Genomic DNA, 14,367 nt, shown 5'->3' with positions numbered 1-14,367 from the left:
AGTGCAGACTGAAAAATGCTTTCTGCTACCTAATTACTGATATACTTCCCCGCGATGTGGTTTCAAAGCATCGCGTACCTGAATCATATTTTCTTCAGTCACTACCATATAAGCTATCGCATACATTTCATCCAAGATTTGGAAACCAGTACTATTTATTGATAGTTTTTCAATGAGTATGTATTCTTTCAAATGAATCTCGTGGTGTTCGGCTGTTTTTGCCGAAGCGGGGCCTCTAAAATCCCATATTAGTTTTATTTTTCTGGACATTATATTTTTATAAATTTCATTTGATTTTAAAAATGTAAAGTTACAAAGTTTAGTATAATTAATTTTTTGTATATATCGTATATATCGTATATATTTGTGTAAAATTTATTCCCAATGAGAAAATTAATAGACATAGATGAAGCTACTTTGACGAAATTGAAAGTAATTTCGATATTTGAAAAAACAAGTGTCAAGGGATTGATAGAAAATGCAGTGCAAACGTACGTTAAAAATAAGCAATCTGATCAATTTAATAACTTATCTGATGAAGAAAAAGAGGATATGGGAATGCTTCTTTTAATGCAAGAAGCCGATAGAAATGAAAAAGTTAGTGAGGAAGAAATCTTCAAAATGTTAGGTAAATGAAAGTTGAATACTTAAAGCAATTTTCTAAAGATGTATCCAAAATTAATGATGAATCGTTGAAAACTAATTTATTTGATGTTATTATAGTTTTAAAAAACACAGAAAATTCTAATCTGATATCTAATCTAAGAAAGATGAAAGGTCATTCAGAAGCTTACAGAATAAGAATTGGAAAATATAGATTAGGATTTTACTTTGATGGAGAAGTGATAGAATTAGCTAGATTTGCCAAAAGAGAAGATATTTACAAGCTTTTTCCATAAATTCAGAATATAAAAACATGCCACAAGAACTCCTATTACAGGTTTCACCAGAAATCGCTTCCAATGAGTCGTTACTCAAAGATTATTTGTCCAAACAAATTAAAGTTTCGGCTAATGATATTCAGCAAGTAATTATTTTGAAACGATCCATTGATGCCCGTCAAAAGGCAATCAAAATCAATTTGAAGGTTTTGATTTATTTAAAAGGAGAGCCTTTTCAGGAACATAAAATAGAACTTCCCGATTATAAGAATGTATCATCTGCACAAGAAGTTATTGTTGTTGGAGCAGGGCCAGCAGGGCTTTTTGCTGCTTTACAATTGATCGAATTGGGGTTGAAACCAATAGTTATCGAACGCGGGAAAGACGTTCGTGGTCGTCGTCGCGATTTGAAAGCGATCAATAGAGACCATATTGTTGATGAAGATTCCAATTATTGTTTTGGTGAAGGAGGTGCAGGAACTTATTCAGACGGAAAATTATATACAAGATCTAAAAAACGTGGAGATGTTACCAGAATTTTAGAATTATTGGTTGCTTTTGGAGCTTCGGGAGACATTTTAGTTGATGCACATCCGCATATTGGAACCAATAAATTACCTCAAATTATTCAAGATATTCGAGAAAAAATTATCGAATGTGGTGGGAAAGTTTTATTCGAAACGCGGGTTACCGATATTTTGATAAAGAATAATGAAGTAGAAGGAATTGTAACTCAAAAAGGAGATACTATTTTAGCGAATAAATTAATTCTAGCTACGGGACATTCTGCTCGTGATATTTTTGAATTATTAGATAGAAAAAAAGTACTTATAGAAGCCAAGCCTTTTGCCTTGGGCGTAAGAGCCGAACATCCACAATCACTAATTGACAGCATTCAATACAGTTGCGATTACCGAGGTGAACATTTGCCGCCAGCTCCTTATTCGATAGTGAAGCAGGTTAATGGTCGCGGTATGTACTCGTTTTGTATGTGTCCAGGAGGTGTAATTGCACCATGCGCCACTAGTCCTGGAGAAGTGGTTACCAATGGTTGGTCTCCATCCAAACGGGATCAAGCCACCGCTAATTCTGGAATTGTTATTGAATTAAAGCTTGAAGATTTCAAGCCTTTTGAAAAGTTTGGCGCTCTTGCTGGAATGGAATTTCAAAAAAGTATCGAGCAAAAAGCATGGCATTTAGCAGGTCAGACTCAAAAAGTACCCGCACAGCGCATGGTTGATTTTACACAAAATAAAGTTTCATCAAGTATCCCAAAAACATCTTATGTTCCTGGGACTACTTCGGTAGAAATGGGACAAGTCTTTCCTGGATTTTTATCTCAAATATTAAGAGAAGGATTTACAGAATTTGGAAAATCTATGAAAGGCTATCTAACAAATGAAGCCATTTTACATGCGCCAGAATCGAGAACTTCTTCACCTGTTCGTATTCCTAGGGATGCTATTTCTTATGAGCATTTGCAAATAAAAGGATTGTATCCATGCGGAGAAGGTGCTGGTTATGCAGGCGGAATTATTTCGGCAGCGATTGATGGCGAAAAATGTGCTTTGAAAATAGCGGAGGTACTGAAATAGCTTTAAAAATGTTTTGATTTATCGCTCTTTGTTATAATCAATTTGTTGTTTAATTAACGAATTTATTCATCTTCTATAGTTATAATTTTACCTACCCTATTATGCATTATAAAGCCCCTAGATTTGACACATTTCGTTTTCTTTTGTTTTCATTTTTCATTTTTCTAGTTAATACTACTTTATATAGTCAAAATTTAAATGATAATCAAACTGAAATTGAAGCTATATTAAATTACATAAAAAAGAGTGAAAGGAATAATGAAAAAATAGATTTATACTTTAGTTTGTGTAAACTATATCAAAAGAGTGATATTGTTAAATCCAATTATTATGCCGAGGAATTACTCGATTTTGCTAAAAAGGTTAATAATAAAAAAGGAATTGCCTATTATAATTTGATAAAATCATATAATTATATTTATGAGGGGAACTATAATAAAGCCATAAGTGTATCTTTAGAAGCTGCTTATATTTTAAAAGAAAAAAAATATTTTGATTTATATCTTGATGCAATATATTTTCAAGTTGTTGCCAATTATTTTTTGGGTAATTATCAAGATTCAAATAGAATAGCTTTTGCTGCCATTTCTAAATATAAAAATGGACAAAACTATAAACAAATAGGATTACTCTTTAATTTGATAGGAGCTAATTATTCAAGTTTAGATAAGTCTCATTTAGCTTTACAAAATTTTGAACGAGCATCTTATTTTTTTCTAAAAGCAAAAGATAATTTTGGTTTGTTAAAGTGTTATAATCAAATTGCTGATATTTATTTTAAGTTAAATCAAGATATACATGCATTAAATTATTCAAAAAAAGCAATTCAAATTGCAAACGAAATCAAAAATATTGACATTCAAAGTTATACCATTTTGTTGTTGTTTAATACCGAAATTAACCTTAAACTAAAGAAAGTAGCACCTGTTTCAAGCAACTTAAATAAAATCAATGTTTTATTACAAAAGATAGATAACAAAGGGTTAAAGGCATTTTATTATTTGTTACATGCAGATTTGTGTTATTTAAAAAAAAATTACGATTTAAGTATTATTTATTGTAATAAAGCGAAAGAGTTGAATGTTGATTACGAAAACTCAAAAACACGTATTGATTATCAATTAGCAAAATCTTACCATCAAATTAATCAAACTGCAGAAGCTAGTATTTATTTTAAAAAAATAGAGCAAGAGTTGATAAAGAATAATTCACAATACATTGGTATCAATACTGCTGCTTTTTATTTTGATTACGCAGATAATGAAAAATCCATAGGGAATTATAAGAAAGCGTATGATTTATTAAAAAAATATTCTGAATGGCAAAAAAATAAAACGGAAAATGAAAATAAGGAGCGAATTCTGTATTTGTTGACTAAATATGATTTGAATCAAAAAGAGATTGAAATCAAAAATAATTTCATTGACAAGCAAAAAATGATTTTGGAATTGCAGAAAAGTAATTATAAAATGTATTTTTTTATTACAATATTGTTATTTGCTGTTTTGTTATTTTTATTTTTCTTTTATAAGTTTAAAAAAGAAAAGATTTTTAATCAGTTAGTATCTGAAAAAAGTAAAACAATTGAAGAAAAAAACTTGCTAATAGAAAATTCATTAGCCAAACTCGAACAATTACTCAAAACAAAAGAAGTTTTGTTAAAAGAAATACATCATAGGGTTAAAAATAATTTGCAATTGGTAATGAGTTTGTTACGAAGTCAAGCTAGAAATGGAGCCGATAATGATATTCATGATTTTATCGAGAAAAGTCAGTCCAGAATTGGAGCAATAGCATTGATCCATCAAAATTTATATCAAAGTCCCCAAGTAGAAAAAGTCGATATACAAGAATATATTAGCTGTTTGTGTGAAACAATTATTGAATCATCCTCAAAGGATACAACAAAAATAGTTGCAAAAGTTAATGCAAATAATGTGTTTTTAGATATCTCAATAGCGATTCCAATTGGCTTAATAATTAATGAATTAATAACAAATGTGATTAAATATGCTTATCCCAATGTTTCTACTGGTTTGATTAGCATTGATATAAAAAACGTGAACGATACTGTATATCAACTTGTTGTAACAGATTATGGGATTGGTATTGATTATCAATATAAAAAGAAAAATTCATTTGGGATGGAGTTAGTGTCTTTGTTGGTAGAACAAATAGGGGGTAGTCTATCGCTTATTAATGAGGAAGGATTACAATACAATATAATTTTTGATAGTAATAATCATGAGTAAACCGCTGATACTTGTAGTCGAAGATGAATTTTTGATAGCCAATGATATAAAAAACATATTGACTGATAATGGATATGAAGTCATTGCTAATGTTTCTAATGTAGCAAAGGCCAAGGAAATTATCAATTTGAATAAACCACAATTAATACTTTTGGATATCAATCTAATAGGAGAGGAAGATGGGATAGACTTAGGAAATTATCTGTTGCATTTAGACACCATTCCTTTTTTGTATTTAACCTCTTTTGCCGATACTGTTACATTGGATAGAGCGAAAAAAACAAGGCCTTATGGTTTTTTGGTAAAGCCTTTTAAATCAATTGATTTGTTGACTACTGTTTCGATTGTTTTAAATAATTATATCCATAAAAAAATTGATATAGTACGATCTGATGAAGTAATAACTGATGATTCGCCTTTGAGAATAAAACAGGTTGTGAGTTATATTAACGAACATATTAATGATAAAATTGAAATTGATGATTTGGCGGCTATAACCCGTTGGAAAAATCATCATTTTATACGAATGTTTTCAAAATATATTGGCATGACCCCTTATCAATATATACTTAAAATTAAAATAGAAAGAGCCAAATCCTTATTAATAGAAACAACAGAGCCTATTGCAAATATAGCTACCGACCTAGGTTTTAGTGGCTATAGTAATTTTTGTGTCGCTTTTAAAAAGTTGAATAATAATGAACCTCCTGACTCTTTTAGAAAAAGAAATACTGCTTTTAATTCCAGCTTGATTTGATCGTATACTGTTTTTGAAATACGATTATTGAATCTTTATTTTAGAGGTATGTGATTGATTTTTAAATTCTTAAAAATTAGTTGGTATTGCCTTAGCTTAAATAGGTAATAGTGTGTATAATTTGAATTTTTAATACCCAACAAATATATATTAGTCCAACAAGATTGTCTTTTGTAGAAACTTATATATTAATAAGTTTCAGAAATTCTCTCACATATTTATAAATTATGATTCTCGCAAAGACGCAAAGGCGCAAAGTGATTCGTCCGATCTTAGCGCCTTTTGCGTCTTTGCGAGAAAAAAAGCTTAACCCTATTACTCTTGGTAAAGAAACATCGAGATAGAAATGTATTTGGTTTAATTTTTATTTGGTATAAATCCAAAATCTTGACTGCTTAATCAAACTGGATAGTTTTATAAAAGCGAGAACTCGAGATTTATTTTTAAATGAAGAATGCTATTGTATTTTTAAATTAAAAATTTGGTTTTGAAGAAGAATTTAGAAGAAATAGCTTTCAAATATATAATCTGGTTTGAATATGATTACAACTATAGGTGTACTTCTTTGTAGACACTGTATTATAAAATGTTGTATATCAAAATTATATCCATAATCAATAGGTGATGGCAATTTTCAATCATCTTAATGATTCTGTGTTATTTACTTTTGCTCCAAAATAAGTTTTCAACAAAAAAGCTTGTTTTAATTATTAGTTGTTAATGCTAGTTTTTTAGCGTAAGCAAAAATACCACCTTTTTGCCAGTTGTTTTTATTAATAGAAACATCCAAATTGAATTTTTAAAACCTTTTTATGAAAAAAAAATACTTTAATTGCAATAGTAGATCTATTGTGTTTTTGTCTTCTCTTGCCCAATTCTTTTTTAGTTGCCTTTTTTTACTAATTTTTCTTTTTAGTGAGTGTCTTACTGCGCAAACCGCCGCAACAAGAATTTATACGGACTGGAATGGGTATTGGTCTTCTAATGGTGCTACTGCTGCTGGAAATCAGCCAGATTCTGAAAATAATTTATTGGCTTTTCGAGTTGGGACTACGGTGTTTTCTACTGGGGTCAATGATGCAGCTTTAACTGCCAATGGGGTAACTTTTACCCCTTCTAATTTTAGGAGTTTGCCAATTTATACGATTAACGGAACTAATTCTGTTTTTCTTCAAGGCTCCATGATTGATGGTAGTTTAGCAGTAGCAGCAATGGTTCCTCCATTAAATGGCGCATCAGGTACTCAGGCTGAATTTGCTTCTAAACTCACAGATGGATTAAATGGTTTGAGCTTAGGAGTTGGAGTTGCTAATATAGTTGCCGGTTCCGAGGAGTTTACAGTTGGGTCTGGAGCTATTTTTACTTCTTCAATAGGTGACGGTAAACCTGATATTTTGGTCACTCAAGTAGCGCAACCTAGTAATTCAAAATTTGATGTGATAAAGTTTGTAAATTCATCCGGCGTTACTATAGGTAACCCAATTTCAATAAATTTTATATCAGTTCCTGTTTTAGGTACTTATAGTTTAGATTTAATTAATCAAAATGGAACCTTATTTGCTAAAGCTTCTACAAGGGAGATAAGACTGTTGTCATTAGAACTTTCGGATTTAGGTATTACTTCAGCTAATGCCTCACAAGTTGCTAAACTTGTTGTAACTTTTTCAGGAGAGTCAGATTGTGCATTTATAGCAGTAAATTCTGCTTCATTGCAAGTACCAGAACCTTCTTTGGCATTAGTTAAGACCGCTGTAGTAGGAGGTTCTGGTGCCGTAGGCGATGTGATTACGTATACTTTTGCAGTAACCAATACTGGAAATGTTCCCTTAACCAATGTTTCGGCAACCGATGCCTTGCCAGGAATTGTTTTAACAGGAAATCCAATTGCTACTTTGGCAGTTGGCGCAACAAATAGTACAATTAAAGGAACCTATACCATCAAACAATCTGACGTAGATGCAGGTGATGTGACTAACAGTGCATCTGCAAGCGGTACGGACCCAGATGGGAATACTGGCATTTCAGATATTTCGGGATCAACTATCTTACTTGATGATCCTTTAGTTACTACTTTACCTCAAACGTCCTCATTGGCTTTGGTAAAAACAGCAGTAGTATGCGGAACAGTAGCAGTAGGCGATGAGATTACGTACACTTTTGCGGTAACCAATACTGGAAATGTTACGTTAAGCAATATCGCTGTAACCGATGCGATGGTTGGAGTAACGATAACGAATAGCCCAATAGCAAGTTTAGCACCAGGCGCTACTAATTCAACAGTAACAGGAACATACGCCATCAAACAATCGGATATCGATGCTGGAAAAGTAGTCAATACGGCAACAGCCACAGGAAAGAATCCGCAAGGAGTTGATGTAAGCGATGTTTCAGGAACAGCCAACACTAATAATACGCCAACCGATACGCCATTACCGGCAAGTGCAGGAACAAGCGGCAGTTTGGTAATCTGCGCAGGAAGTACAGTAACAGAAGCGCAATTATATGCATCCATTACAGGAGAAGCAGTGGGAGGAACTTGGACGCCAGCGTTAGCAGGAGCCGGGACTTACATGTACACACAAGCCGCGACTTCACCTTGTACAGTTGACAATACATCCACTGTAACAGTAACCGAACAAGCATTACCGGCAAGTGCAGGAACAAGCGGAAGTTTGGTAATCTGCGCAGGAAGTACGGTAACAGAAGCGCAATTATATGCATCCATTACAGGAGAAGCAGTGGGAGGAACTTGGACGCCAGCGTTAGCAGGAGCCGGAACTTACACGTACACACAAGCCGCGACTTCACCTTGTACAGTTGACAATACATCCACTGTAACAGTAACCGAACAAGCATTACCGGCAAGTGCAGGAACAAGCGGAAGTTTGGTAATCTGCGCAGGAAGTACAGTAACAGAAGCGCAATTATATGCATCCATTACAGGAGAAGCAGTGGGAGGAACTTGGACGCCAGCATTAGCAGGAGCCGGGACTTACACGTACACGCAAGCTGCGACTTCACCTTGTACAGTTGACAATACATCCACCGTAACAGTAACCGAACAAGCATTACCGGCAAGTGCAGGAACAAGCGGCAGTTTGGTAATCTGCGCAGGAAGTACAGTAACAGAAGCGCAATTATATGCATCCATTACAGGAGAAGCAGTGGGAGGAACTTGGACGCCAGCATTAGCAGGAGCCGGAACTTACACGTACACGCAAGCCGCGACTTCACCTTGTACAGTTGACAATACATCCACCGTAACAGTAACCGAACAAGCATTACCGGCAAGTGCAGGAACAAGCGGAAGTTTGGTAATCTGCGCAGGAAGTACAGTAACAGAAGCGCAATTATATGCATCCATTACAGGAGAAGCAGTGGGAGGAACTTGGACGCCAGCGTTAGCAGGAGCCGGGACTTACACGTACACGCAAGCCGCGACTTCACCTTGTACAGTTGACAATACATCCACCGTAACAGTAACCGAACAAGCATTACCGGCAAGTGCAGGAACAAGCGGAAGTTTGGTAATCTGCGCAGGAAGTACAGTAACAGAAGCGCAATTATATGCATCCATTACAGGAGAAGCAGTGGGAGGAACTTGGACGCCAGCGTTAGCAGGAGCCGGGACTTACACGTACACACAAGCCGCGACTTCACCTTGTACAGTTGACAATACATCCACCGTAACAGTAACCGAACAAGCATTACCGGCAAGTGCAGGAACAAGCGGAAGTTTGGTAATCTGCGCAGGAAGTACAGTAACAGAAGCGCAATTATATGCATCCATTACAGGAGAAGCAGTGGGAGGAACTTGGACGCCAGCATTAGCAGGAGCCGGGACTTACACGTACACGCAAGCCGCGACTTCACCTTGTACAGTTGACAATACATCCACCGTAACAGTAACCGAACAAGCATTACCGCAAGTGCAGGAACAAGCGGAAGTTTGGTAATCTGCGCAGGAAGTACAGTAACAGAAGCGCAATTATATGCATCCATTACAGGAGAAGCAGTGGGAGGAACTTGGACGCCAGCGTTAGCAGGAGCCGGGACTTACACGTACACGCAAGCTGCGACTTCACCTTGTACAGTTGACAATACATCCACCGTAACAGTAACCGAACAAGCATTACCAGCAAGTGCAGGAACAAGCGGAAGTTTGGTAATCTGCGCAGGAAGTACAGTAACAGAAGCGCAATTATATGCATCCATTACAGGAGAAGCAGTGGGAGGAACTTGGACGCCAGCGTTAGCAGGAGCCGGAACTTACACGTACACACAAGCCGCGACTTCACCTTGTACAGTTGACAATACATCCACCGTAACAGTAACCGAGCAGCCTCAATACCAACCTACAATAGGAACGGTAACACAACCTAACTGTAGTTCCGCTAATGGTAGTTTCCAAATTATAGATTTTAATTCGGCTAATATTTATGAATTCACACCGAGTGATGTGAGTATTTCATCATCTGGATTGGTAAACGCTAATGCTGGAAGCTATACTTTCACAGTAACCAACACAGCAGGTTGCATATCTTTACAATCAGCAGATATTGTTATCTCAAATGTTATATGTGCCGTAACCGAAACGACTCCAAGTATTAATGGATTACCAGGTGGAACAACAGCGACATTAGTAGCCAATGACACCTTAAACGGAAGTCCAGTAGTGATCGGAACCAACCCAGGAGAAGTAACCTTGGCAGGAGTAAGTGTCCCAACAGGATTAACCTTGAATGCAGATGGAACAGTAAGCATTGGAGCAAATACCCCAGCAGGTAATTATAGTGTAGAATATAGAATCTGTGAAGTAACGAATCCAGCCAATTGCGAAACAGTAATTTCAGTGGTAGTAGTTGGAGTTCCAGTAATAGATGCCGTAACCGAAACGACTCCAAGTATCAATGGATTACCAGGCGGAACAACAGCGACATTAGTAGCCAACGACACCTTAAACGGAAGTCCAGTAGTGATCGGAACTAACCCAGGAGAAGTAACCTTGACAGGAGTAAGTGTCCCAACAGGATTAACCTTGAATGCAGATGGAACAGTAAGCGTTGGAGCAAATACCCCAGCAGGTAATTATAATGTAGAATATAGAATCTGTGAAGTAACGAATCCATCCAATTGCGAAACAGTAATTTCAGTGGTAGTAGTTGGAGTTCCAGTAATAGATGCCGTAACCGAAACGACTCCAAGTATCAATGGATTACCAGGCGGAACAACAGCGACATTAGTAGCCAACGACACCTTAAACGGAAGTCCAGTAGTGATCGGAACCAACCCAGGAGAAGTAACCTTGACAGGAGTAAGTGTCCCAACAGGATTAACCTTGAATGCAGATGGAACAGTAAGCATTGGAGCAAATACCCCAGCAGGTAATTATAGTATAGAATATAGAATCTGTGAAGTAACGAATCCAGCCAATTGCGAAACAGTAATTTCAGTGGTAGTGGTGAATACAATCGATGCTCAAGATGATGCATTATTACCCATATACGGTACATTTGGTGGCACAACCGATAACATACTGTTGAACGACACCGTAAATGGAGTGTTATTAACAACATCTACAGTAAATACAGTAACCGTATCCGAAGTAGGAAGCTACCCAGCAGGCATAACAATCAATACCGATGGTACTTTGAATGTTGCCGCTGGTACAGTAATAGGATCTTACGTATTGCAGTATCAAATATGTTCTGTGGTAGTGCCATTAGTATGTGATACCGCTAGCATCACTATAGACATAGAAAAAGTACCCGATCCGGCACCACCAGTAATTTTTGCAGATATTGATTTGGCAGGTCCAATATCGAGTAGCACAACAACGCAAACAGTTTTGAATGTTTTATCGAATGATTTTGTAGCATTGGATCCAGCTACTATAAGCAATGTAGCAGTAACTACTGTTACAGCGGATCCAAGTGGTTATATGACATTAAGCGCTGATGGTAGTATTGCATTAGCGGCTAATACCCCAGCAGGAACGTATACATTAACCTATTCTATTTGTGAACTAGTACGCCCAGCTAATTGCACTACAGCCGTTGTAACAGTAACAGTTACTTGTAATTCATCTACAGCAATTTCAGGAAAAGTATTTAATGCTTCAAATAATGCGCCATTGGCCAATGTACCAATTACTTTAAAACCAATAAATACTACTACAGGTCCAGTTTTATTGCGTCTAACCAAAGCAGATGGCTCCTATTCATTTACAGGAATGATACCAGGGGATTATGTAATACAAGTACAAGATGCTAATTTGAATGCAGCCCAAGGATTGTTTAATACAACTCCAAGTTTTTTAATACTCCAAGTAGAAGATTGTAATTTTCAGCAATTGGATTTCGGATACGATACGACCGATGTAATAGTGCTTGGTGATTTTGTATGGTACGATTTGAACAATAATGGGCTACAAGACGAGTGGTATGATGCCAATAATGATGGTCTTGTAACCCAAAACATACCAGATGCAAATGGCGTAATTGATTTCAGTAAATGGGAATGGATTGATTTTAATGGCGATGGAAGTTATAAAGGGATCCAAAATGCGGGAGAATTGAACGCAGCCGGATTTGGTAATGGAACCACAAATGTTCCTAATATATTTGTAACGGGTCCTAATGGATTCTCCAGAAGCGTAACGATGGGAGTTGAAGGCTATTGGAGAACAAGAGCGCCACAAGGAGCTTATGGAGAATATAAAATTGAGTTTATAAAAGAAGCTAATTTCGAACAAGCTTCTGAGGCGATGTCAGCTTCTGGATTGGTTAAAGTATTGCCAAGCGGGATACTAAAACAAGCGCGTACAGAAAAATCAAAAAGTTATGTTGACTGTGGTTTAACCACCAATACTATTTTGTACGCTCAGTTTACAGAATCAGTAAAAGTTAATTTGAATTTAGATTTTGGAATCAGTTGTAAAACCTATGCCGATATTCTAGCGGTCAATGACGATGCAGGAACAGTAGATGGAACTCAAGCACTAACAGGAGTTCTCAATGTATTGTCAAATGACACAATCAATGGATTGCCGGCTAAGGCTTCAGATGTAAGTATCACATTGACACCAAGTCCAAATTTCACAATAGGAACAGATGGGCTGTTGAATGTGTTGGGCAATACACCAGGGGGTAGCTATAGCTTAAATTACAGCATTTGTGAGAAAGCCAATCCTAGCAATTGCAGTCAAGCCACGATCACTATTGTAGTAGAAAGGCCTAGTATTGCTTTAGTGAAAACGGCAAAATTCAGGGATGAGAACAACGATGGATATGCACAGCCAGGGGAAACCATTACCTACAGTTTTGAAATTACCAATACAGGTAATACACCATTGAGTAATGTAACTATTAGTGATCCATTACCAGGAGTTATCATGTCAGGATCTCCATTAACATTGGCCATAGGAGAAGTCAGTACGACACATTTCTCGGGCTTGTATTTTATTAAGCAATCAGATATTAATTTAGGAAGTATTTCAAATCAAGCTACTGTTTATGGTACAGCACCAAGCGGAAAAGTAGTAGAAGATAAATCGGACGAGTTGAATTTGGTGGATGATAATCCAACGGTACTGAGTGTTTCGGGCTGTGCAATAGAAGTCTTCAATGCAGTGTCACCTGATGGTTCGGCAGGGATCAATGACAAGTTTTATGTAAAAGGCTTAGAATGTTATCCGGAGAATTCGATAGAGATCTTCAACCGTTGGGGTGTTTTAGTATTCGAACGCGAGCATTACAATAATGAAGATAGGGCTTTTAAAGGAGTTTCCGAAGGTCGAGTAACCATAGAGAAATCATCAGAATTACCCGTAGGAACCTATTTTTATATACTGAAATACAGAGACAGTGCCAATAATGCATTTGAGAAATCAGGATATTTGTATTTGAACAGAAAATAGTTGGATAAGTCCCTAAGCTTAAAAAAAACACACACATGAAAACGAAAATAATAGGGTTGGTATTAATGCTTTTATCCTTTGTAGGCTTTGCCCAACAAGATGCACAATACACCCAATACATGTACAATACAATAGTCGTGAATCCAGGTTATGCAGGATCTCGACAAGCCATGAGTATTTTTGCATTACACCGCAATCAATGGGTAGGAATAGATGGCGCACCGGTGACGAACACCTTTTCGATCAATACACCAATAAATGATAGTAAAGTAGGCTTGGGATTGTCATTTGTAAACGATCAAATAGGGCCATCGGATGAGAACAATATAGCCGTTGATTTCTCATACACTATCCCTGTAAATTATAAATATAAAATGTCATTTGGAATAAAAGGTAGCGCAAATTTATTAAACGTTGATTTTACAAAACTGAAACAAAATCCAGGCGATGCTATTTTTGAAGAGAATATCGACAATAAATTTTCGCCCAATATTGGAGTTGGATTTTACTTGCATTCGGATAATGGTTATTTAGGATTGTCAGCGCCCAATTTAATCGAAACGGTACATTTTGATGGGACGGCCACCTCGAGTTCAAGCAGCCATATTGCCACCGAGAAAATCAATTATTACCTGATAGCAGGATACGTATTTGATTTAAATCCAAGTCTAAAATTCAAACCCTCGTTGCAAAGCAAATACGTACAAGGAGCACCACTTCAGGTGGACGTGAGCGCCAATTTCATGATGAACGAAAAATTCGTAGCGGGATTAGCCTACAGATGGAGTGCTGCGATGAGCGCCATGGTGGGCTTCCAAGCCAGCGATTCATGGTTTATAGGATACAGTTATGATTTTGACACAACAGAATTGGCACAATACAATTCGGGTTCCCACGAAATCTTTTTGCGATACGAATTGTTTAACAAGTTTGACAAAATTATCTCCCCAAGATTCTTTTAAAA

Annotated in this window: 9 protein-coding genes; 8 read left to right on the top strand and 1 reads right to left on the bottom strand. The window is 36.4% G+C overall.

What is annotated here, in order from left to right:
- Positions 1–33: 33 nt before the first annotated feature.
- A complete protein-coding gene (locus OZP06_RS03740) occupies positions 34–270 on the bottom strand; it encodes a hypothetical protein (RefSeq protein WP_269223737.1) in 237 nt (78 codons plus the stop codon).
- A 114-nt stretch (positions 271–384) separates the two neighbouring features.
- Here OZP06_RS03740 and OZP06_RS03735 point away from each other — a divergent pair, with 114 nt between their 5' ends.
- The 8 genes from OZP06_RS03735 (at position 385) to OZP06_RS03700 (ending at position 14,365) form a co-directional block, all read left to right on the top strand.
- Positions 385–636, top strand: coding sequence for a hypothetical protein (locus tag OZP06_RS03735; protein WP_269223736.1), 252 nt, complete (start codon positions 385–387; stop codon positions 634–636).
- Entirely contained in the window at positions 633–899 is a 267-nt protein-coding gene (locus tag OZP06_RS03730) for a plasmid stabilization protein (RefSeq protein ID WP_269223735.1), read from the top strand. Before OZP06_RS03735 ends, OZP06_RS03730 begins: the two co-directional genes overlap by 4 nt.
- A 17-nt stretch (positions 900–916) precedes the next feature.
- Complete coding sequence (locus tag OZP06_RS03725) at positions 917–2,476, top strand: FAD-dependent protein (protein ID WP_269223734.1); 1,560 nt, start codon at positions 917–919, stop codon at positions 2,474–2,476.
- 542 nt (positions 2,477–3,018) lie between these two features.
- On the top strand, positions 3,019–4,728 hold the full coding sequence (locus OZP06_RS03720; protein WP_281324243.1) for a sensor histidine kinase: 1,710 nt from the start codon (positions 3,019–3,021) through the stop codon (positions 4,726–4,728).
- The gene (locus OZP06_RS03715) at positions 4,721–5,485 is read left to right on the top strand and encodes a response regulator transcription factor (protein WP_269223730.1); all 765 of its coding nucleotides are present in this window, start codon (positions 4,721–4,723) and stop codon (positions 5,483–5,485) included. Before OZP06_RS03720 ends, OZP06_RS03715 begins: the two co-directional genes overlap by 8 nt.
- 812 nt (positions 5,486–6,297) lie before the next feature.
- The gene (locus OZP06_RS03710) at positions 6,298–9,441 is read left to right on the top strand and encodes a hypothetical protein (protein ID WP_281324242.1); all 3,144 of its coding nucleotides are present in this window, start codon (positions 6,298–6,300) and stop codon (positions 9,439–9,441) included.
- Positions 9,435–13,403: a gliding motility-associated C-terminal domain-containing protein gene (locus OZP06_RS03705; protein WP_281324241.1), complete on the top strand. Its 3,969-nt coding sequence runs from the start codon at positions 9,435–9,437 to the stop codon at positions 13,401–13,403. The genes OZP06_RS03710 and OZP06_RS03705 overlap by 7 nt, the downstream gene beginning before the upstream one ends.
- 35 nt (positions 13,404–13,438) lie before the next feature.
- The gene (locus OZP06_RS03700; RefSeq protein WP_269221603.1) at positions 13,439–14,365 is read left to right on the top strand and encodes a type IX secretion system membrane protein PorP/SprF; all 927 of its coding nucleotides are present in this window, start codon (positions 13,439–13,441) and stop codon (positions 14,363–14,365) included.
- Positions 14,366–14,367: the final 2 nt, after the last annotated feature.

The sequence above is a fragment of the Flavobacterium sp. IMCC34518 genome (assembly GCF_027111095.2).
GTDB lineage: Bacteria > Bacteroidota > Bacteroidia > Flavobacteriales > Flavobacteriaceae > Flavobacterium > Flavobacterium praedii.
Note: the sequence above shows the minus strand (reverse complement) of the source record. Positions and strands in the feature narration are given on the sequence as shown.

Bases quoted from the DNA above. Each gene is read 5' to 3' on its own strand.
- OZP06_RS03740 (WP_269223737.1), bottom strand. From the start codon at position 270: ATGTCCAGAAAAATAAAACTAATATGGGATTTTAGAGGCCCCGCTTCG.
- OZP06_RS03735 (WP_269223736.1), top strand. From the start codon at position 385: ATGAGAAAATTAATAGACATAGATGAAGCTACTTTGACGAAATTGAAA.
- OZP06_RS03730 (WP_269223735.1), top strand. From the start codon at position 633: ATGAAAGTTGAATACTTAAAGCAATTTTCTAAAGATGTATCCAAAATT.
- OZP06_RS03725 (WP_269223734.1), top strand. From the start codon at position 917: ATGCCACAAGAACTCCTATTACAGGTTTCACCAGAAATCGCTTCCAAT.
- OZP06_RS03715 (WP_269223730.1), top strand. From the start codon at position 4,721: ATGAGTAAACCGCTGATACTTGTAGTCGAAGATGAATTTTTGATAGCC.
- OZP06_RS03710 (WP_281324242.1), top strand. From the start codon at position 6,298: ATGAAAAAAAAATACTTTAATTGCAATAGTAGATCTATTGTGTTTTTG.
- OZP06_RS03700 (WP_269221603.1), top strand. From the start codon at position 13,439: ATGAAAACGAAAATAATAGGGTTGGTATTAATGCTTTTATCCTTTGTA.